This is a genomic window from Methanothermobacter sp. CaT2, assembly GCF_000828575.1.
GTDB lineage: Archaea > Methanobacteriota > Methanobacteria > Methanobacteriales > Methanothermobacteraceae > Methanothermobacter.
Genome location: NZ_AP011952.1, coordinates 386,111 through 407,938, shown reverse-complemented (window position 1 = coordinate 407,938; position 21,828 = coordinate 386,111). Strand labels below are relative to the sequence as shown.

Sequence of the window (21,828 nt, the reverse complement as noted above, 5' to 3'; positions counted from 1 at the left end):
ACCATGAATTCTAATATGAAAGAGTTTAACTCTTTCAAAGATCTTTTTTTAGAGATTGAAGATGAAAAAAACTCTAAAAACAGATATCCAGTTCGATTCATTTTTTTGAATTCCTTCGAAGAATTAAATGAATTAATAGGACAGTTAAAAGAATTTTCAGAGGTGATTCTTCTTGATTCTTTGTTAGTTGGTGGTAAGTGGCTTACGAAGGATATGATATTGTCAAAAATAAAGGAAAAGTTGCAGGAAGATTCAAAACTTTTAGTTGCCCCACTTTCAGAATTTCTTAGGTTCACACCGAATAATGACTTTTACGGTCTCCTAAAGGCCTTATCAGAAATAGAGACAAATGATTATACAAGGATATACATTCCTTTTGTCGGAATTTATAAAAGATTTAAAAGGGAATTTATTGATGAATTCTATAGGAGAGATGAATGGGCCCCTATTTGGAGACTCAGAGGGGATAATAAAAATATCACGATCTATCATGCTACATTTGACTTTGATGATTCATTAAGACTCCCAGATTTTGAAATAATTAGAACTACAGAGGACTGGTTTAACTTATGGAGAAATCCAGATGTTGAGAATGTCCTCTCGTTTTCTAAGGTTATCCAGCACTTCCATGCTGAATGGCTTCCTGATGAAATATTCAAACTAGAACTTATAGATAATCAAAAAGAATTCATAGAAAAAATATTCAACGGAAGATTTGAGTTGCCGTTTAATGAAAATGATTCCATCTATTGGAATAAGCTTATTAAAATATTTAATGAGAAGGGTGCAGTGACTTTATTCTCTTTAATTAAAGATCATCTTAATATCAGGGACCTAAATAAAGTAGAGCCAGTTAATCTTGTAGAATATTTCTTAAAGGAGTCAGACTATTTTTATAGGTGGTTACTGAAAAATTATGTTTTGCAATTTTCAGAGGAGGAAACCTATCTAAAACACTGTTTTGCTAAAATGAATGGATTAGAAAATATTGAACTAGTTGAATCCCTTTGGCTTGAAATATTTAACCTCGAAGACATAGAGAGTTTCTATCTTGAAAGAAAAGAGATTTTAAAGAATATTCCAAAGATAGATGAGAATAAGATTAAAGCTGCTTTAGAGGGGATTAAAGACCTTGAGTTAAAAAAACAGGCATGGTATGTTACGGGAATATCTGAAGCCGAAAAAGAGTTTGTTGTAAATACTGTTGTAGAGCAAGATTTAGAATCTCTTAGGCCTTATATCAAGGAATGTTTCCCTGAACTCTATTATTATTCTGATTGGGATAATATAAAACCCATATTAAACTCTGATGAATGGATAAGTGAATATTTCAAAGAATATAACATCTGTAAAATTAGGAATGATTTCTCGGAAAATCTAAAATTAGCTATCGAAGAAAAAAACCATGACAAAGATTCTTTCCTGGATTGGTTTTATCGCATTGAAAAACCTGAAATCAAGCAAAAGGAAGTTAATTATTGGATCGATGGGCTTGGAGTTGAGTGGCTTCCACTGATCTACCACTTGCTAAACGAGTATCTTGATGAAGACTATCTGATTGAAGCAAAAATTTGTAGGGTTAACTTACCAAGCATTACAAAGTGTAACAAATACTCCTTTAATAAATTTGGAGACTTAGATAGTTACATACATAACAACCATTATAGACATCCTCAAACATTACTAGAAGAACTTGAAATCGTTAGGAGGATTATAGAAGCTATTATAAACGATATTAGAACCTGTGACCATGAGACTATTAACATCTATTCAGATCACGGGTTCAGCTTTTTGACTTTAAGTAAGTTTCATAGTAAGATCCTTGACTTTGAGGATGCAAAACATGAGGGTAGATATCTCTGGCTTGAAAATAGTAAGGAGTTAAATGATAGATACTACATGACTTTAAAGTCTGAGTGTCCAGATAATAGTGATAAAAGCGTCCTATTGGCATTAAAACACGTTTCATTATATAGGGTACCCTCCCGGGAGACACATGGAGGTGCCACTCCTGAAGAAGTCCTTGTCCCCTATTTTAGAATATCCAAATCGAGAGGGGAAGTCACTTACACCCTTGAAACTGAGGAATTAGAGGCTGATATTGGTCAGCCGGTAGTCACTTTCAAATTATCTCCAGTTCCAAGAGGAATTCCAGAGGTCTTAGTTGAAAAAAGGACTTTGAATGTCGAAAATAAAGGAGATGGTAATTACCAGTTAGACTTATCACAATTAAGTGACTTAAAACCGAAGTTATATAAAATTAAAGTAAAAATTAATAAACAAACCCTGGAGCTGAACGTTAATATAAAAGGAGGATTTATTGAGAGGGATCTTATATGAACATATTTGACTTCAAAATTAAAGAAAAATTTCCAAATGAATCTGTCCTGAAAAATCCAGAGATATATGGGGTATTTTCAGGATACAATTTACCCTCTTTTGTAAAGGACTGGTTAATCCAGAGGAACAGTACCTTAGAAGGAAAAATTGATAAAGAGAACTTAAGACTCTTTTTAAACAAGCACATAGCTCAAAAGAATAAAAAAACTATTAAAGGGACCCTCATTAATGATTATGTTCCTATAAAGGTATTAGCACGAATCCTAATTGAGCCAGATATAAGAAGTGGTGTTATAAAATTTTCCATTCCTGATTTAGGGATTGGTCATAATGAGGGTGTGATCCCTAATTATATCGCTGAAAAGTACCCTGAGTTAAAGGGGGGTGAAATTTGGGGTGTTGTAAAACTTTCATACAACCCACCTGATAATGGAAAAACAGGGTTTATTGAAATAGTGGATTACAAATCATTTAAACCTTATGAAGTTGATTTAGAGTACTTTAAACAAAAAAGAAGGGAATTTGAAGTATCAGAATGGATTGATCTCCTCATTAGATCAATGGAATACAACCCTGAAGGCTTTGAAAGTTTACAGCAGAAAATTCTATTTATCTCCAGACTACTAATTTTTGTAGAACCCAACCTTAACATGTTTGAATTGGCTCCTAAAGGGACTGGAAAGTCTTATGTCTTCAATAACCTCAGTAAATATGGTTGGGTGATAAGTGGAGGTGTTATAAGCAGGGCCAAACTCCTATATGACATTTCAAGAAAAACTCCAGGTTTACTCACTCTTTATGATTTTGTCGCGATAGATGAAGTTGAGACCATAAAATTTACCGATGAAAGTGAGTTAAGGGGAGCTCTGAAGAATTATCTAGAATCAGGCACATTTTCTGTGGCTAATTATAAAGGCGAATCCTCGGCTGGTTTAATGGTTCTGGGGAACATTCCCCTCACCCAGGAAAGAAAACCCGTAAATAATAGGTACTTTGTTAATTTGCACAAGTTTTTCAATGATCCTGCTCTCTTAGATAGGTTCCATGGTTTCATTGAAGGTTGGAAACTCCCTAGGATGAGGGAGGACCTTATACTAAGAGGGTACGCACTAAATGTAGAATACTTCTCAGAGATCCTCCATGAACTTAGAACTGAGTCTCAATATAGAAATGTAGTCCAAAAACTAGTGGATGTCCCTAAAGATGCTGATACAAGGGATAAAAATGCCATAATCAAACTTTCTACGGCTTACCTTAAACTGCTCTTCCCTCATGTGGAGAGTCCAGAGGATATAGATAAATCCGATTTCAAACTTTATTGCCTGGAGCAAGCCATTAAGATGAGGGAAATAATAAAAACCCAGATAAGTTATATAGATCCAGAATTTTCAAGAGAAGTCCCCGAAATTAGAATAAGGGAGTGATCTAAAGAACTTTATCAAGGTAGCAACGCCTTATCAAGTAGTAAATCTACCCCTTCTTTTTTCAGGTCCATCCGTAGGGGTTAAACTCAGAGGGTGGTATGTACATTACCTCGGCATAGCCACGCCTGAGGAGCTCCCTGTTGAGGTTGACACCGTCAACATAGACAACTGCAAGCACCCTCCCATACCTGTCATGTCTCTTAGCATCATCGATGTCCAGCTGGACTGTTCTTCCAAGGCACATGGACTTCACGAAGTCCTTCGCCTCCCTGTAGCCTGGCTGTCCACGTTCAGGGGTGTTAACCCCAACCAGGCGTATCCTCCCGACGCCCTCAACGTCTATGGTGTCACCGTCGACCACATGGTAACAGCTGCCTGATGCCTCGTAGCTCGATTTCTTCTCATCAGTACTGTTAACCTTACCCTGGGAGTCGCTGGTCCATGAATCATTAACAGGATTATCCACACTGCTGTCCTGGACACCCTCATTGTAGGTGTAGTTACCATCCTCCGAGACGCAGCCCGCAACCATCAGGGCAAGCATCACAATGACAATATACCTCTTCATGAATGCGCACCTCAAAGCTTTCTGATCATATCCCTGAGGGTATCCCTCAGTTTTCCGGCGGATTCAGGGGTGGATGCCGTTACAATCCTCCCTGAAACCACGACGTCACCCTTCACGTATCTGGCGCCGTTCTCTGAGAGCACACCCTCAAGGCCAGGGTATATGGTTGCATTCTGACCCCTCAGGATTCCGGCCATTGCAGGTATGGCCGGGGCAGCGCATATGGCGCCTATGATCTTACCACTCCTGCTGGCTGATTCTGCTATACCGGCCGCCATCTCCAGGTCCCGGTCCACATGACCGGACTTCACCCTCCTGTAGAGGCCGCTTCCACCTGTGAAGATAACTGCATCGTAGCCCCTGATATCGGATGGCTTCACATCCTCAATGCGGACATCGTAGCCAGATGTGAGGTTACCCGCCCCTATCACGGTGACCTCCGTGGCTGTGGAGCGGAGAGTTTCAAATTCATGCGGGTTGTAGTCCTCGAAGACCACCAGGGCCACACGACCCTCCACAGGGGCCCCACCCCCTGAGAGATAGGCCGCTGCCAGGACAAGGCAGGCCATGATGATGGCCACAGCCACATATCTCCTCAAAGTTACACCCTCTCATCCACACTGTATCATATTATGTTCCATCACTGGAAAAAGTGTAACGCCCGGTATCCGTCCGGCCAGTCTGGGGGTTAAATAAACGGTTATTCTGCACCTGCCGGTATGCTGATTTGGGGCATGGTTTCAGTTATCCGGGTTAAATAAACGGTTATTCTGCACTCCTGGACAACAATTAAATAAGATTAAACCATAATTCATTTTCATGGTTAAAAGGGTTCTTGAGAGGTTCAGGAGGGACTGGCGGTTCAGGGATGCCATAGAACACGTGGAGACAATCCCGGGCCGTGAAGCAAGGTACTCTGACTCCACGGACCTCCCTGATAACATCAGGGACTACCTGGATGCAGGGGGTATAAGGCTTTACCGCCACCAGAGGGAGGCCCTCGACGCCATAAGGGATGGGATGAACATCCTCATAACAACCCCCACGGCCTCCGGGAAGACACTGGCCTTCAACCTCCCCATCATGGAGACCCTCACCCTCAACCCCGATGCAACGGCCCTCTACATATACCCTGCCAAGGCCCTCTCAAGGGACCAGCTCGGGGTCCTGGAGGAGCTGGAATCAGAGCTCGGACTCAGACTCAACCCGTCAACCTATGATGGTGACACACCCCGGGAGCGGAGGCCCTGGATAAGAGAGAACTCCAGGGTGATACTCACCAACCCCCACCAGCTGCACCGCATACTCCCCTGGCACCACCAGTGGAGGCGGTTCTACAGCAACCTGCGCTACGTGGTGATCGATGAGGCCCACCAGTACAGGGGGGTCTTCGGCTCCAACGTGGCCCTCCTCCTGAGGAGGCTGCGGAGGATCTGCAGGTACTACGGTTCAGACCCCCAGTTCATCCTTGCAAGCGCAACCCTCGCCAACCCCGCTGAGTTCTCACATAAACTTACCGGCCTTGACTTCAGGGTGATCTCTGATGACACATCGCCCTCCGGTCCGAAGCACTTCATACTCTACAACCCCTACAGGAAGAGGGGTGATCCCTCGGCGCACCTTGAAACCTCAGCCATACTCTCATACCTTGTTCTGAGGGGCGTGCAGACCCTCTGCTTCACCATCTCAAGGAAGATGGCTGAACTTGTAACCCGCTGGACAAGGGAGCAGCTTGACAGGGAGAACCGCAAACTCGTTGACAGGGTGACGTCCTACAGGGCAGGTTACCTTGCAGAGCAGAGGCGGAGGATAGAGGCTGACCTCAAGGAGGGGAGGCTCCTGGGTGTCACCGCAACCAATGCCCTGGAGCTCGGCATAGACATAGGTTCACTGGACGCCGTCATAATATCTGGTTACCCCGGGACCATGATATCGACCTGGCAGCAGGCTGGCAGGGCCGGGAGGAACCTGAAGGACTCCATGGTGGTCCTGGTGGCCTTCGAGAACCCCCTGGACCAGTACATCATGAAGAACCCCTCATTCATCTTTGAGAGGCCCCATGAGAATGCAATAATAGACCTCCAGAACAGGCTGATACTGAGGAACCAGACTGCATGCGCGGCCTCCGAGCTGCCCTTAACCCTGGATGACTTCCTGGAATACGACTTCAGTGTGGGTGTTGCAGGGGAGATGCTCGCTGATGGGGAGCTTGAACTGGCACCCGATGGTCTCACCTGCAGCGGCGACCCCCAGTTCAGGTACGGCCTCGATGACGTCTCCCAGGACACCTTCACGGTCATCTGTGAGGGCCGCGTCCTTGAGACCATGAGCCGCTCCCAGGCCTACAGGGAGGCCCATGAGGGTGCGGTGCTCATGAACCACGGCAACACCTACACCGTACGGGACTTTGACCTTGAAGGCAGGAGGATAATCGTTGACAGGAGGGACGTTGAGTACCATACCAGTGTCCTCAGGGACACCGAGCTCAGGATTATAAGGAAGCTCCGGCGTCGGAGGCTGGGTGACCTTGAGGTTAACTTCGGCGAGGTTGAGGTGACCGAGCACTACACCGGCTACAGGGTGATGATCTACAGCAGGGTCCATGGTAGAGAGGAACTTGACCTCCCACCCCTCAGGTTCAGGACCAGGGCCCTCTGGTTCACCATTCCTGACTCCCTCAGGGATGAGCTCGAGGAGATCTACGGGGATGACGCCTTCGACGGGGGAATACATGGGGCTGAACACGCCCTCATATCCCTCTTCCCCCTCCACGTCCTCTGCGACAGGAGTGATATCGGGGGCATATCCACACCCATGCACCCGGACACACAGGAGGCCACCATATTCATATATGACGGCTTCGAGGGCGGAATCGGACTTGCAGAGAAGGGTGTTGAGGTCTTCGGGGACCTCCTGGAATCGACCCTGGAACTGGTATCATCCTGCAGCTGCACCGAGGGCTGCCCATCATGCATCTACTCACCAAAGTGTGGCAACGAGAACTCGCCGCTCCACAGGGACGCGACGGTGAAGATACTGGAGCACCTCATGGAGCAGACCTCGGGTGAGGTCAGGGAGGCCAGTGAGGTTGATGAAGACGTCCTCGCCGGGGTGGAGGAGCTCTGCAGTGAGGGTAACCTCCTGGATGCCAAGCTAAGGCTACACGAGGTCCTTGAGAGGGACCCTGGAAATCCCGGGGCATGCTACCTGATGGGGGAAATACTCAGAAGGCAGGGGGAGGTTGAGATGGCGGCCTACTTCCATGAGAGGGCCATGAACGGTTCATAGTCCGTGGGCTTGAAAATGACGCTGGAGGTATAGTGTGCTTGAAAAACTCAAATGGGATCTCGTAATAGAATATGATGGTGAATCACTCGAGGAGACCTTTGATGCGTCCAGGGTGACCGCTGCAGGCTCTGAGGCCCTGGAGATATCCCATGAGAGGAGGGTGAAGCTGAGGAGGTCTGATGTCAGACCCCACATCCTCTCTGACCTGAAACTGCTGAGGGGTGTTGGTTCCATAACCGAGGGGATGCTGAAATCTGAGGGCTACCATACCATCGAGGACCTCCTGGAACATGAGACCTACCGGGAGGAGGCGGCACGTATCCTCGGTCTCATTGAAGCAGGGGACTTCCCGGAGATCAGGGGCTACCTGAACTGTTCATCCTCTGATTACAGGGTCCTGGGGGCCCTTGGGCTTGTGGATGAGGAGAGGTTCACCTTCCTGGACATCGAGACCCTGGGCCTTGGAGGGGCGCCGGTGATACTCACAGGCATGGCATGGATTGAGGATGGGGTGATAAATGTGAGGCAGCGCCTGGCACCGGCACCTGAAATGGAGGGGGCGGTCCTTGAGATCTACCACCACATACCACCAGACTCCATCATCGTAACCTTCAACGGTGCAAGCTTCGACCTCCCCTACATAAGGAGGAGGTCAGCCGTCCATGGCCTTGAAAACAGGCTTGAAAACTGTCACGTGGACCTGTACCATATTTCAAGGCGACTATGGGGGCACAGACTCCCTGACTGTAAACTGTCGACGGTGGAGAGGCATATCCTGGGTGCTGAGAGGGACCTTGACATACCGGGCTCACACGTCCCTGACTACTACAGGACCTACCTCTCAACCGGCAGCCCGGGACCCCTGGTCCCCCTGGTTGAGCACAACCGTGATGACATCATCAACATGGCGCTGCTGATTCCCCATGTGACCTCCGGTACCTGTTGAGGAGGATCTGGCCTGCCGGGTATCCCCGTGTATGCAGATGATTCGCCATGACAGGAGAATGGAATAGATAAATATCCCCCTGAACATAATATCTATGGTGTTTATATGGATCATCTGCTCCTCATAAACAGGGTGGCCGGCCTTGTCATGGGTCTTCTAATAATAGGGTTCTGTGTCAGGATACTCAGGCAGATAGGGACCAGGGAACTTGCGGTCTCAATGCTGTTCCTCCACAGACGCACCGCAAGGCTCATATGTGTATCAATATTTATGGCATCAATCTTCACGGTACTGGTCGGCTTCACCTTTGTCACTGGGCAGGAGGAGGCCGTCGTCGAGTGTTTCCTGAACCTCAACGCATTCTTCCTCCTGGTTTCGGTGTTCCTCTTATCCTCAGTGATGGGCGGTGATCTTTGATGTATGTGAAATGGATTGTAATGATACCCCCACTCCTGACGCTCTACTTCTCAGCGAGGATACTCCTGAACAACCTGCGATATGATGAGGCGTTCCTGGGGATGCTGTTCTCAAAAATGGATGAAACAGCCATTCTGATAAGCGTATTCGCAGTTTCAATGATAGTATTCTCAGCCACGAGGGTTATGGACCTCATTGACCTCTTCTGGCCAATCCCCGGGAATGATGAGATCATCGCCGCCATGATATGGCTTGTTGATTTAATATTCGTCTACATCTTCTACAGGGTGGCCACATTAACGGTGCCGGGGGAGAAGAATATCTAGGATAGAATTAATTTAGATACTGATGACGTGACTTCTATGAAAGAGAACTGAGGGAGAATCTGAATGGATCAATCTGCAAGGGAAATCATCGAAAGGGAATTTGAGAATCTGAGGGAGAAACTCCTTGACCTCACAATGAGGAACCAGCTCCTCAACTTCAGACCAAGGTCCAGGACGGTTGAGGTGGTGAACCATGACCCCGAGTACATATACAGCTACCTTGTCCTCAACCGGAAAAAGATGAAGCTCGCACCCCGCATTGAGGAGGAGGAAACCCTGGATCCAGATGAGGATGCGCCCTCCAGTGAGGACAACCCCAGCGATGAACTGGAAGTTTCATCTGAGGGTATCCTCCTGGAGGAGAACCTGATGGAGGTGGAGGACGAGAACATACTCCAGACGGCCCTTACAGAGGCCGAACTCCAGAGGAGGCTATTCTACATCAACCAGAGGGCCAGGACCATGATACAGGAGCAGGGCTACAACATACTCTACCTGGCCCTCGGCTTCCTGGAGTGGAGGACCGAAGGGGAACCCGATATCAGAAGAGCACCCCTGGTCCTGGTGCCGGTGTCACTTGAGAGGAGGAGGGCAGGTTCATCCTTCTCCCTCCGCTGGGATGGAAGTGAGATCATAACCAACATGTCCCTCCAGGCGAGGCTCAGGGAGGAGGGTGTCGAACTGCCAGAGTTCAGCATGCCATCCTCTCCTGGGGGTGTCTCAGCATACCTTAAACGCGTCGAGGGCGCCGTCTCATCAATGGAGGGGTGGGGTGTCACCGATGAGGTCCAGCTCGGATTCTTCTCCTTCACCAAGTTCCTCATGTACATGGACCTGGACCCCTCCTCCTATCCCAACTGGGATGAGATAGTGGACAGGCCCCTCCTGAAGGCCCTCTTTTCCATTGAGATAGACGATGACAGCGAGGAGGTGGACATAGACAGCATACCCTACAGGGACCTCTACCATGTCGTGGATGCTGACTCATCCCAGATCGCGGTTATAGAGGACGTGAAGGCAGGTAAGAACCTTGTGGTTGAGGGCCCACCCGGCACCGGGAAGTCCCAGACCATAGTGAACCTCATAGCGGAGCTGATGGCCTCAGGCAAGACAGTCCTCTTTGTGAGTGAGAAGATGGCGGCCCTTGAGGTTGTCAAGAGCAGGCTGGACTCCATAGGGCTCGGGAGGTTCTGCCTTGAACTCCACTCCCACAAGGCCCGTAAGAAGGACGTCCTCAATGAACTGGAAGCCACCCTCATGGAGGCAGAGGCAGATAGGCCCGAGGCAGAGAGGGAGTTCAGGAGGATAGAGAAGCTCCGTGATGAACTCAACGAGTACCGTCGCGCCCTCCACGAACCCCTTTACAGCATACAGCTCTCACCCTTCCAGCTATTCGGGATGAAGGAGCGTGCAGAGAAGTACTTCAAGGGTGAGCTCCCCTTTGTCAGGATACCCTCCCCTGAGACCATAACACCCGACGAATGGGATGAGGCCCTTGTTGAACTCAGAAACCTGGCCAAACTGGCTGAACTCCTCCCGCCACTCCAGGAGAACCCCTGGTCCGGCACCGATCCCGGTATGATGCTACCCTCAGATGTCAGGGAACTTGAAATACTCCTTGAATCAATAATGAAGACCGCTGACAGGTTAACAGCATCCCTGAAGGAGTTCCAGGAGAGATACGGGTTCATGAGGGTTAAGACCCCGGGCGAACTCCGGGGGCTCGCCGAGGTTGTCTCTGTGGTTGCAGAGTCAAGGCCCTTCGACCTGGGGGTCCTGGAATCCAGTATATGGGACCGCTACAGGGCGGATGCATTCACCCTCCTTGATAAACTGGAGTCCTACACCAGGAAGCGTGAGATACTGGACAGGTTCCATGAATCTGTACATGGAGTGGACCTGGAGGCCCTCCTGAGGGACTACCTGAAGGAGTCATCCAGCCGCATAAAGTTCCTGAGCGGAAGGTACAGGAAGATAAGGAATGAGATAGACGCCCTGTACGTCGGTAGGGCCCCCGAGAACGACTACGAGATTGTTGAGGACCTTGAGAACCTCATGGACGTCATGAGCCTGAGGGAGGAACTTGAGAGGTACAGCGGTGTGGCTGAGAGGTTCTTCGGTCCAATGTGGAACCCTGAGAACCCGCCCCTCGAGGACCTCAGGGCCACCGCAGAGTGGATTGTGAGGTTCAGGGACCTCCACAGTGATGGAATGATATCAGAGAGGACCCTTGAGTGCATCTCCCGGGGCCTTGATGGTGAGAAACTGCTCTCTGACTTTGAGGATATCATGGAAATCTACAATGAACTTGAGGATAAACTCTCAAGGCTCCAGAAGGGTATAAACACCCATGCCCATGTCCTCTTCAACTCCATGCCAGAGGACGTCCCCTTCAGGGCCTGGAGGTCAAGGGTGAAGGCCTGGAGTGAGGCCCTCAACCTCCTCCCCCTCTGGTCACAGTACCTTGAGAAGAAGAGGCTCTGCATGAAGACCAGGGGAGCTGCATTCATACCCATAATAGAGTCCGGTATAATCCGCATGGATGATATAAGGCCTGCCATGGAGGGTAACCTTGCAGATGCACTCCTTGAAAGGGCTTTCAGGGAGATACCCACACTGTACACCTTCATAGGTGACCTCCACGAGGCCAAGATAAGGGAGTTCAGGGAGCTGGACTCCAGGATAATCGAGCTCAACAGGAAGAGGCTCATACACCAGCTCAACAGTAACATGCCCACGGTATTTGGGGGTGCGGCCCCCAACTCAGAGGAGAGCATCCTCAGCGGGGAGTTCACACGTAAAAGGGGTCATATGCCCCTGAGGAAGCTCCTGAAACTTGCAGGTGGCACTGTAAAGAGGATAAAGCCCTGCTTCATGATGAGCCCCCTCTCGATAGCCCAGTACCTTGACCCCAGGAGCAGCCAGCTCCAGTTCGATGTCGTGATCTTTGACGAGGCATCACAGGTTAAACCCGAGGACGCCCTGGGGGCATTCCTCAGGGCCAGGACGGCAGTGGTGATGGGTGACACCAACCAGCTCCCACCGACCAGCTTCTTTGACCAGATGATATCAGCGGAGGAGGACTCAGAGGATGTGGCCACCGCTGCAGACATTGAGAGCATACTGCACCTCTGCAAGAGGAGCTTCCCTGTGAGGATGCTCAGGTGGCACTACAGGAGCCGGCACGAATCCCTCATAGCGGTCTCCAACCAGGAGTTCTATGATAACAGGCTCCTGGTCTACCCGTCCCCTGCAAGGGAGGACGAGGAGCTTGGGCTGCACCTGGTCTACCTCCCGGACACGGTCTATGAGCGTGGGAGGACGTCATCCAATCCCCTGGAGGCCGCGGCGGTGGTTGACGCCATAGAGGACCACTTCATGAGGTATGGTTCCTCAAGGAGTCTCGGTGTGGGTACATTCTCGGTGGCCCAGATGAACGCCATACTGGAGGCCCTGGAGGCCCGGCTAAGGGAGAACCCTGAACTTGAACGGATCATAAACCAGGAGACCGATGAGCCCTTCTTCATAAAGAACCTGGAGACCATTCAGGGGGATGAGAGGGATGTGATATTCATAAGTGTGGGCTACGGTTTCGATGAGAGGGGCCGCATGTCCCTCAACTTCGGACCCCTGAACCAGGAGGGTGGTGAGAGGAGGCTGAACGTCCTCATAACCAGGGCCCGTGAGAAGTGTGTGGTCTTCACAAACTTCAGGTCCTCGGACCTCAGAACCGGGCCGGGGACACCCTTCGGTGTCAGGGCCCTCAGGAGGTTCCTCAGGTACGCCGAGACCGGTGTCCTGGAATCAGACTCCACCGACACCTCCCAGGGACTCTTTGAGGACTCGGTATATGACTTCCTGGTTGATGAGGGATTCGAGGTTGACAGGGGAGTTGGATGTGCCGGGTTCCGTGTTGACTTCGCGGTGAAGGACCCTGATGAGCCGGGCAGGTACATTGCAGGGATACTCACCGATGGTGAGATGTACAGCAGGGCCGAGGTTGCAAGGGACCGTGACAGGCTGAGGGAGGAGATTCTGCGGAACCTCGGCTGGAACATCATACACCTCTGGTCCTCTGACTGGTACAGGAACCGTGAGGAGACACAGAGGAAGGTCTCTGACAGGCTCGAGGAAATTGTTGAGGAGGCCAGGGTGGTCAGGGAGTCACCTGAGACTCCTGAAACTGAACAGGAGGTTGCTGATGAGGTGGAGGAACCTGTGGTTGCTGAAACAGGTGATATGGAAGAGGCTGCTGATGAGGTGGATGAATCTGCGGTTGATGAGTCCGGGGGTCCTGACCAGGAACCCCCGAGGGATGGAGCGGCAGAGTACGTTGAGTATGAAACCGACAAGCTCAGGGAACCGGATGATCTCTACCGGAGCCCCACACCGGTAATATCCTCTGTTGTCAGTGAGATAGTATCCATGGAGGGCCCCGTCCACGTGGAGGAGGTTATAAGGCGTATAAGGGAGTCCTGTGGCTTGAGGAGGGCCGGGAGGAGGGTCAGGAGCATAATCAACTCGGCCATTGAGATGGCAGAGAATAACGGTAACATAAAGAGAAACGGTGACTTCCTCCTCCTCTCAGACTCCATGCCTGTAACGGTTCGAAGGAGAAGTGGGAGGATCGACATATCCCTCATATCTCCGATGGAGATCGAGGAGGCTGTGAGGATTGCCCTCAGGTCAACCTCTGACATGGATGAGGTTATAACACGTGTATCCAGGATGTTCGGCTTTAAGAACACCAGCAGGAAGACTGCCTCAGGGATAAGGAGTGTAATGGAGGACATGGCGAGGAGGGGCGAAATTGTGGTTGATGATGAAGGTGTCAGGATCGTCTGATTACCTTACCTCTGATCTTCGTCGATGCCCTCAAACCTTGCCACATCATCAACCCATTCGAGGCAGTAGTTTTTCCTTTCAGCTCTTCTGACAAGTATAACGCCGGTAACGGCCCCGAAGACCCCGCCCAGGAGGTCTGTGAGGAGGTCGAACATGGTATCAGCGAGGGGATCCATTACCGGGGACCCCTGTGTGGGACCGGTCGGCAGGACATGCTCTATGTGCTGGTAGAGGTAGTGGTCGTAGCCGTACTCAACAAGCTCCAGGAGGGCGCCGAGTCCCAGGGTCACGAAGACTATGAGGAAGGCCATTATCAGGAGGCTGGTCCTTATCTTTCCATAGACGTAGGCCGTGTAGATGAGCATCATGCCTATCAGTGCGACTATGAAGGGGACGGTGAAGTGCATGAACTTGTCATAGTAGGCTATCCTCCCGTAGAGGCCTAATGTGTTGCCAAGGATGTACTCCAGTGCAACAACTGTGAGGAAGAGTATCTCAATCTCCACCGGGATGACCCGTAAACCATGGGGGTGCCTCAGGGCAGGGATGTAGACAACTGCAACAGCGATGAGGGTTATGAGTCCGAAGACCTTGGTACCCCCCGCTCCAAAGACCACGATGATAACACCCATCAGCACCAGAAGGATCCTGATTGATGTTAGAAGTTTCAGCTTCCATGAACTGTTCTCCGGGCATTCATTCATGCTTCCACCTTCGCATAGGGTACTTCTCAGTTTCTATTACCATGAGACCCGCAGTGTAATTATGCTCCCATCATGCACTGGAGACAGGTCTGCAGTATCATATACTGCTGGAGATCTCATTACGTCACCAGTAAGGGGAGCCCTGCGGGGATTCTGACCTTCTCACCATCTGATCGGTTCTCATCTCTCATCTTCTTCCATCGGGTCCCCAACACATTATATGTTGCATCTTCCGGATATCTTTATCACTTTGTCCATGAATCTGATGTTCACTGGAAAAAATACATTATTGAGGAGAGAGATACATGAAATGGTGATAACATGAACGTGATAAAGAGGAGGGGTTTCAGGGAGCCCTATGAACCATCCAAGATAAGGGCATCACTGGAGAAGGCAGCCATTGATGCCGGTTACAGTCCTGAGGAGAAAAAGGAGATCATCGAGAGGGTCTACGAGACCGTCAAAAAGAAGATAGAGGCTGAAGAGGAGATAAAGAGCGATACGATACGGGCGTGTCTCCTGACCGAGCTTGACAGGTGTGAACCATACATTGCAAAGTCCTGGAGAAGGTTTGAGAAGAAGTACAAGAAGTAGACTTTGGGAATAACTCCCTCAGAGCAGCCCTTCTTTATTTTTCAGTATGATTCATGTTGATGCCTTCACAGAACCGATATGTATATATGTTCATGTCGATATAGGTGTTCTGAGTTAATGGAGGTTAAAGACCATGGACAGGAAATACGTTGCACTGGTAGCCATTGTAGCTGTCATCCTCTTAGGAGTAGGATTTTACGCAATATCAGGTAATGGAGATAGAGAAATACTCAGAATATCCACAACGACAAGCCTCGAGGACACTGGCCTCCTTGAGGATGTTGAGGCAGCCTTCGAGAGGAAATACCCCAACATCGATGTGCAAATAGTTTCAGGTGGAACAGGCATAGCCCTTGAACGCGGAAAGAGGGGCGATGCAGACCTCCTGATAGTCCACGATAAAAAGAGGGAAGAGGAATTCATAAAGGATGGATACGGTGTGAAGAGATACCCCTTCGCCTACAACTACTTCTACATCGTTGGACCCGCCGATGACCCGGCAGGCATTAAAGATGCGAAAAGAGGGACGGATGCCTTCAGGAAGATACTTGAAGGAGCAGAGAAGAACCCTGATAAGGTCAGGTTCGTATCAAGGGGCGATAACTCAGGCACAAACTCAAGGGAGATAAAGATATGGAAGAATGTAACAGACTACAACAGCACCGTGAACGGATCAGCATGGTACATTGAGACCGGAAGCGGAATGGCGGATACCCTGAGGGTTGCAAACGAGAAGAAGGCCTACACACTTACAGATTCAGGGACATACCTCGCCTACAGGAACAAAACAACCCTCGTGGCCTACCTGACAGAGGATAAATCACTGCTCAATGTATACTCAGCAGTAACCATCAACCCTTCAAGGGTGAAGGGTGTGAACACCGACGCCGCAGAGAAGTTCGTTGAGTTCCTCATGAGTGAAGAATGCCAGAACCTCATAGCCGGGTACGGGAAGGCTGAATACGGGCAGCCACTCTTCACAGCCCTCTTCGGAGGGGAGGAACCAAAAAGCTAAAAACATTTAACATACTATTTTATTTTTAAGACCCCGACTAATTTTCTGAAGATGCTGCATGGAGACTGGAACTTGAACGAGATACTCACCGGATTCATAAGGGCCCTTGAACTCATGGCATCACTTGACCCTGAACTCATGGATATAACCGCACGTACGCTGATGATCTCACTATCATCCACCATCATCGCAGCAGTGGTTGCGGTGCCTCTGGCCTCAGTAATTGACTCCAGGGAATTCCATGGGAAGAGAGTCATCATAAACATCATACAGACACTCTACAGCATGCCAACTGTACTTGTGGGGCTCTTCGTCTTCCTTCTCATATCGCGATCAGGACCCCTGGGGTCATTCAACCTCCTCTTCACACCCGCCGGCATGATACTGGGCCAGAGCATACTGATACTGCCCCTGGTAACAGGATTCAGCCTCACGGCCCTGAGAAGCGTTAAACCTGAACTCCGGGATCTTGCAAGGTCCCTGGGGGCCACGGAGTACCAGGTTATGATGAAGGTCATCGCCGAGGCAAGGTACGCGGTCATGGCCGCCATCATCCTGGGCTTCGGGAGGGCCATATCAGAGGTGGGTGTGGCCATAATGCTCGGTGGGAACATAAGGGGATTCACAAGGGTCATAACAACAGCCATATCCCTTGAGACATCGAAGGGTAACATTGAACTCTCAATAGCCCTTGGAATAATACTCCTCCTGATCTCCCTGATGGTTAACACGGCCCTCAACCACTTCCAGGAGAAATGAATACCTCTGACAGGTGATATGATGCATGTAATTGAACTTTCAGGGATAACAAAGAGCTACGGGGACATTAAGGTCCTGGAGGACGTTAACCTTAAGGTGCGGGAGGGGGAGACCCTGGGCATCATAGGACCAACGGGGGCCGGGAAATCCACCCTCCTCCGGATAATGGACCTCCTTGAAAGACCGGACGAGGGTGAGATACTGTTCATGGGAAAGAAGGTTGATGACCTGAAACCCCTGGAGGTCCGGAGGAGAATGGGTATGGTGTTCCAGAACACCCCGGTATTCAGGGGCACCGTGGCTGAGAGCATCCTCTACGGTCCCCGCATCAGGGGTGAAAGGCCTGATGAGTCAGAGATGAAGAGAGTCCTTGAAACGGTGGGCCTCGAGGGCTATGAGTCCAGGAAGACCACTGAACTCTCCGGCGGGGAACGGCAGCGCCTGGCCCTGGCACAGGTCCTCATAAACAGGCCAGACGTTGTGCTCCTTGATGAGGCGACATCCAGCCTTGACCCAATCTCAAGGTCAAGGATGGAAGATGTGATAGCTGATCTGGATGTTACCGTGATATTCACGACCCATGACCTCCTCCAGGGACAGAAGCTTGCAGACAGGATTGCAATCCTCAACAGGTCAATCCTCCAGACTGGTAAGCCCCGGGAGATATTCAGAAAACCGGCAAGCCGGTTCGTGGCAGAATTTGTTGGTGCCAGGAACATACTGAGGGGGAGGGCCCATATCACCGGTGACGGAATTTCCATCATCGAATGTGATGGTATAAGCATCTACTCATCAGAGAGGGCCACAGGAGATGTTTCAGTCACCATAAGACCTGAGGACATAACTGTATCCTGGCGGAGGATGGATTCAAGTGCCCTGAACCAGCTGGAGGGCAGGGTTCTGGCTGTCCGGGACGCCGGTTCGGTGCAGCATCTTGAGGTGCGCTGTGGCGGTGAAACCCTGATCGTCCACCTGACAGGGAAGTCCCTCAGTGATATGGGGATCACCACCGGGTCCAGGGTCTGGATAGAGTTCAAGGCCTCTGCTGTTCATGTAATCAGATGAGACCTCCCAGCTCCTTTGAAGGCTAGATGAAGCGCCGTGGATCTGTTTCAATGTCAACAAGGACCGGACCATCAGTCCCCAGGGCCTCCCTCACGGATTCCTCCAGTTCACAGGGATCATCCACCCTGAGGCCCCTGCCCCCGCAGTTCTCTGCAAAACCTGCGAAGTCACAGTCCTGGAGCTCTGTCTGCCATACAGGGAATCCTTCAACACGCTGCTCCTGCATTATCATTGCAAGGGTCCTGTTGTTCATTATGAAGACCCTCACAGGGAGCCCGTACTTCACGGCGGTGAGGAACTCGGCCATCACCATCGAAAAGCCCCCATCACCACTGATGCAAACGACCTGTCTATCCGGGAATTCAAGCTGTGCTGCGATGGCCGCAGGAAGACCGAAGCCCATGGATCCCAGGTAACCTGAGAAGAGAAGCCTCTGGGTGCTCTTCATCTGGAAGTTCCGGCCGAACCACCATCCGTTCTCACCAACATCAAGGGTTATGATGGCATCATCATCCAGTTCCCTGTTCAGGACTGATATGATGTACTGGGGCCTGATGGGTCTCAGTGAAGGATCCGCCTCTGATTCAAGGAGTCCCAGCCATTCATCCCTGAGTTCCCCGAGTTCTGCCAGGTAGGACCCCCTTTCCTTCTCCTCCACCATTGATACAAGTTCCGGGACTATGAGGGAGGACCTTCCTGTGAGGCCCTGCTCAACCGGGTGGCGCCTCGCTATCATCATTGGGTCGAGGTCGACCTGGAGGGTCCTCGCCGGCGGGATCTGGGTGAGGTCAGAGAAGGATGACCCGATAACCAGGAGTAGATCTGATTTCCTCACAGCCTCGGCCGCAGCAGCCGAGCCCAGGCTACCATGACAGCCCATGTAGAGGGGGTGGTCATTATCAACGATTCCCTTACCCCGGAAGGTGGATACGATGGCGGCCCCAATCCTCTCTGCAAGTTCAACAACACTGTCAGCTGCTTCCAGGGCACCGAAGCCCGCTATTATCACGGGCCGCTCTGCCCTGTTTATCAGATCAGCTGCAGCCCTCAGCCGATTCCTGGTGGGTGTGACTGCAGCCTCCGCCATCATGCCCCTGAGGGGCTTCACCGGGGCGGTGCACTCCATTGTCTGGACATCCCTGGGGACGTCAACATGTGAAACACCCCGCTCAAGGATGGCGTGCTTCACAGCCTCCCTGGCAATCTCAGCTGCCTCATCCGGGCTCACCAGGGTCATGTTGTAGACCGAGAAAGACTCAAAGAGGCTGTGCTGGTCTATCTCCTGGCTTGCACCTGTACCTATCCTGTAGGTTTCGACCTGTCCTGTGACTGCAAGAACCGGGGCCCGGTCAAGGGCCGCGTCAAGGAGACCTGTTATGAGGTTCGATGCCCCAGGGCCGGCCACAGCCATGCAGACCGCGGGCTGGCCAGTAAGTTTACCGTAGCTGGAGGCCATGAAGGCCGCCGCGGCCTCATGACGCACCTGTATGTACCTTATCTCATCGTTCCTTCTGAGGGCATCAACGAGTCCCAGGGTGGATGTGCCCGGGATGCCGAAGACGTATTTAACACCCCACGCTGCAAGCTGGGAGATGAAGACCTCAGAAACCGTCCTGCCGCCCTCCTCCAGAGTGGATGGAACCCTGACAAAGGCTGTGCGTGGCGCATTGCAGACAGGGCACCGCCAGTCATCAGGGAGTGAATCGAATTCCCCATCAGTCTCCTCATGGAATATGTAGTTGCATACAGTGCACCTGAAGTCAGCCATCAGCACCTCCCCTCTCAGCGAGTAAACCAACAACAGGGAACCTTTCAAGGAGTTCAGCCCCGTGGGGGGCTTTCTTTATATCCTCTGTGAGGTCTGATCCTGCACTGTGGCCTGCCTGGTGTCTCCCGTCCCTCCAGAGGAAGCTACCTGAGACATCATAGACCCTTCCCTCAAATGCAATGTACGCAGGTCCCGAGCGCCCATCAAATGCCCGGAGTTCTTCCAGGGTGAATTTTCTCATGGAACCACGGAATTCGCTGATTATTCCAGGAACTTCCTCACGAAGGGTGATGTCTCACCGCGCCTCATGAAGTGACCGGATGGTCCCTCACCCAGGAACTCTGAGAACCATGATTCGTGCTGTATCTCCTCATGGAGTATTGAGAGTGCAAGGTCATAGGTCCTGTGGTCCTTCCCGGCGGTGATGTTACATATATGGGTGTACTGTCTGACAGCGCACCTCTCTGCTGCCACCAGCACCTCAAGGATCTCCATTGTGTCATTGGTCTTAGCAGGCAGGTACGCCGGTGGGCATCCTGAGATGTCATGGAATTCCTTCATGTCCCCGGGAAGTTCACCGCCGAGTTCATATATCCTGGGCACCAGAGCCTCAAAGTGGTTCCTGTCCTCTATCCTTGCAGCCTCGGCGATCTCCTTGAGCCCCTCACCTTCAAGTCCAATCAGATTGGCCCTGAGTATGGTGTAATAATAGAAGGTTGTGAGCTCAGCAGCCGCGTTCTTAACGAGCAGTTCCACAAGTTCATCCACATCTATACCTGAATTTTCAACCATCTCACGGGTAACCCTGGCCATGATATCACCTAAAATATTATGTGAATCATATCTAATAAAATGTGACATTCAAACACCTAATCCGAGTGTTCATGAAAAAATTTTCAGTGAGAGGGGCCATCGGCTGAACTATGATATGTCATGAGGATCAGGCAAGTGCGAGGTCAAGTACCATCATGAGAACAAAGCCCATGAGGGCTGAGACCGTGGCAAGATCTGTGTTACCGCCGCTCTGGCACTCAGGTATCAGGTCCTCTATCACAACGAATATCATGGCCCCCGCTGCAAAGCCAAGGGCATAGGGCATTATCCCTGAGAAGGAGTAGACCATGAGGGCACCTCCAACCCCCCCAAGCACCTCAATGATACCGGATAACTGTCCATAGATGAAGCTCCTCCACCTGGAGAGCCCCTCACCCAGGAGGGGCAGTGATACCGCTGCTCCCTCCGGGAGGTTCTGTATACCTATACCCAGTGCCAGTGCAAGGGGAGCTGCAAGTCCACCGGTACTGGCAGCCGCACCGAAGGCAACACCGATAGCCAGCCCCTCAGGAAGGTTGTGTATCACAACTGCAAGGAGAAGGAGTCTGTTCCTCCGCCAGGTCGTTGGCAGACCTTCAGGGTCACAGCCAGGGTGAAGGTGTGGTATGATCCTGTCCATTGCTGAGAGGAAGAGACCGCCGGCAAGGAATCCTGCAGCCGGAGGAAACCAGGCATACATCCCGGTGGGTGACAGTTCAATGGCAGGGACCAGGAGTGACCAGAAGCTCGCGGCGATCATTATACCTGCTGCAAAGCCAAGGGATGAGTCAAGGAGTTTTCTCTCACCCTGCAGCGGTAGAAAAACCAGGGCCGCCCCTGCAAGGGTCATGAGCCAGGTGAAGATGGTTGCAAGGAATGCATTGAAGACAGGGTTTCCAGGATCCATTGTGAATTCTATGTACAGACTCTTTAATAACTCCTTGTGTTCAGACCCT

The 21,828-nt window shown here is 50.7% G+C and carries 18 protein-coding genes; 11 read left to right on the top strand and 7 right to left on the bottom strand.

Annotation, left to right across the window (positions count from 1 at the left end; genetic code table 11):
* Positions 1–3: 3 nt before the first annotated feature.
* Together pglZ and brxL are read left to right on the top strand one after the other, a co-directional pair.
* Positions 4–2,340: a BREX-4 system phosphatase PglZ gene (pglZ, locus tag MTCT_RS02125; RefSeq protein ID WP_052457313.1), complete on the top strand. Its 2,337-nt coding sequence runs from the start codon at positions 4–6 to the stop codon at positions 2,338–2,340.
* Positions 2,337–3,764, top strand: a complete 1,428-nt coding sequence (gene brxL / locus MTCT_RS02120) for a BREX system Lon protease-like protein BrxL (protein ID WP_048175325.1) — start codon at positions 2,337–2,339, stop codon at positions 3,762–3,764. Before pglZ ends, brxL begins: the two co-directional genes overlap by 4 nt.
* Positions 3,765–3,825: 61 nt before the next feature.
* On the opposite strand, the gene MTCT_RS02115 is transcribed toward brxL, so the two are convergent.
* Both MTCT_RS02115 and MTCT_RS02110 read right to left on the bottom strand, forming a co-directional pair.
* The gene (locus MTCT_RS02115) at positions 3,826–4,230 is read right to left on the bottom strand and encodes a thermonuclease family protein (RefSeq protein WP_084126323.1); all 405 of its coding nucleotides are present in this window, start codon (positions 4,228–4,230) and stop codon (positions 3,826–3,828) included.
* A 113-nt stretch (positions 4,231–4,343) separates the two neighbouring features.
* On the bottom strand, positions 4,344–4,931 hold the full coding sequence (locus MTCT_RS02110; protein ID WP_144245647.1) for a DJ-1/PfpI family protein: 588 nt from the start codon (positions 4,929–4,931) through the stop codon (positions 4,344–4,346).
* A 220-nt stretch (positions 4,932–5,151) separates the two neighbouring features.
* Between MTCT_RS02110 and MTCT_RS02105 the strand changes: the two genes are divergently transcribed.
* The 5 genes from MTCT_RS02105 to MTCT_RS02085 all read left to right on the top strand — a co-directional run bounded on the left by MTCT_RS02105 (position 5,152) and on the right by MTCT_RS02085 (position 14,154).
* A complete protein-coding gene (locus MTCT_RS02105) occupies positions 5,152–7,620 on the top strand; it encodes a DEAD/DEAH box helicase (protein WP_048175323.1) in 2,469 nt (822 codons plus the stop codon).
* Between the two features lie 34 nt (positions 7,621–7,654).
* Positions 7,655–8,566, top strand: a complete 912-nt coding sequence (locus tag MTCT_RS02100; RefSeq protein WP_048175322.1) for a ribonuclease H-like domain-containing protein — start codon at positions 7,655–7,657, stop codon at positions 8,564–8,566.
* Between the two features lie 105 nt (positions 8,567–8,671).
* Positions 8,672–8,983, top strand: a complete 312-nt coding sequence (locus tag MTCT_RS02095; RefSeq protein WP_048175321.1) for a hypothetical protein — start codon at positions 8,672–8,674, stop codon at positions 8,981–8,983.
* Positions 8,983–9,309: a hypothetical protein gene (locus MTCT_RS02090; protein WP_048175320.1), complete on the top strand. Its 327-nt coding sequence runs from the start codon at positions 8,983–8,985 to the stop codon at positions 9,307–9,309. The genes MTCT_RS02095 and MTCT_RS02090 overlap by 1 nt, the downstream gene beginning before the upstream one ends.
* A gap of 63 nt (positions 9,310–9,372) precedes the next feature.
* The gene (locus tag MTCT_RS02085; RefSeq protein WP_048175319.1) at positions 9,373–14,154 is read left to right on the top strand and encodes a DUF3320 domain-containing protein; all 4,782 of its coding nucleotides are present in this window, start codon (positions 9,373–9,375) and stop codon (positions 14,152–14,154) included.
* Positions 14,155–14,159: 5 nt separating this feature from the next.
* On the opposite strand, the gene MTCT_RS02080 is transcribed toward MTCT_RS02085, so the two are convergent.
* A complete protein-coding gene (locus MTCT_RS02080; RefSeq protein ID WP_048175318.1) occupies positions 14,160–14,858 on the bottom strand; it encodes a hypothetical protein in 699 nt (232 codons plus the stop codon).
* 321 nt (positions 14,859–15,179) lie between these two features.
* On the opposite strand from MTCT_RS02080, the gene MTCT_RS02075 reads away from it, so the two are divergent.
* The 4 genes from MTCT_RS02075 to MTCT_RS02060 all read left to right on the top strand — a co-directional run bounded on the left by MTCT_RS02075 (position 15,180) and on the right by MTCT_RS02060 (position 18,291).
* Entirely contained in the window at positions 15,180–15,452 is a 273-nt protein-coding gene (locus MTCT_RS02075) for an ATP cone domain-containing protein (RefSeq protein WP_048175317.1), read from the top strand.
* Positions 15,453–15,585: 133 nt separating this feature from the next.
* The gene (locus MTCT_RS02070; protein ID WP_048175316.1) at positions 15,586–16,467 is read left to right on the top strand and encodes a substrate-binding domain-containing protein; all 882 of its coding nucleotides are present in this window, start codon (positions 15,586–15,588) and stop codon (positions 16,465–16,467) included.
* A 72-nt stretch (positions 16,468–16,539) separates the two neighbouring features.
* Positions 16,540–17,226, top strand: a complete 687-nt coding sequence (locus MTCT_RS02065) for an ABC transporter permease (protein ID WP_048175315.1) — start codon at positions 16,540–16,542, stop codon at positions 17,224–17,226.
* Positions 17,227–17,247: 21 nt separating this feature from the next.
* Positions 17,248–18,291, top strand: coding sequence for an ABC transporter ATP-binding protein (locus tag MTCT_RS02060; RefSeq protein WP_048175314.1), 1,044 nt, complete (start codon positions 17,248–17,250; stop codon positions 18,289–18,291).
* 22 nt (positions 18,292–18,313) lie between these two features.
* On the opposite strand, the gene MTCT_RS02055 is transcribed toward MTCT_RS02060, so the two are convergent.
* The 4 genes from MTCT_RS02055 to MTCT_RS02040 all read right to left on the bottom strand — a co-directional run bounded on the left by MTCT_RS02055 (position 18,314) and on the right by MTCT_RS02040 (position 21,779).
* Positions 18,314–20,059, bottom strand: a complete 1,746-nt coding sequence (locus MTCT_RS02055; protein WP_048175313.1) for a thiamine pyrophosphate-dependent enzyme — start codon at positions 20,057–20,059, stop codon at positions 18,314–18,316.
* The gene (locus MTCT_RS02050) at positions 20,052–20,300 is read right to left on the bottom strand and encodes a cytochrome b5 domain-containing protein (protein ID WP_048175312.1); all 249 of its coding nucleotides are present in this window, start codon (positions 20,298–20,300) and stop codon (positions 20,052–20,054) included. Before MTCT_RS02050 ends, MTCT_RS02055 begins: the two co-directional genes overlap by 8 nt.
* 20 nt (positions 20,301–20,320) lie before the next feature.
* Positions 20,321–20,872 carry a DNA protection during starvation protein gene (gene dps, locus MTCT_RS02045; protein ID WP_048175311.1) on the bottom strand — a complete coding sequence of 184 codons (552 nt, stop codon included), beginning with the start codon at positions 20,870–20,872 and terminating at the stop codon, positions 20,321–20,323.
* A 127-nt stretch (positions 20,873–20,999) separates the two neighbouring features.
* Positions 21,000–21,779 (bottom strand): ZIP family metal transporter, encoded by a 780-nt coding sequence (locus tag MTCT_RS02040; protein WP_048175310.1) that lies wholly within the window; start codon positions 21,777–21,779, stop codon positions 21,000–21,002.
* Between the last annotated feature and the right edge of the window lie 49 nt (positions 21,780–21,828).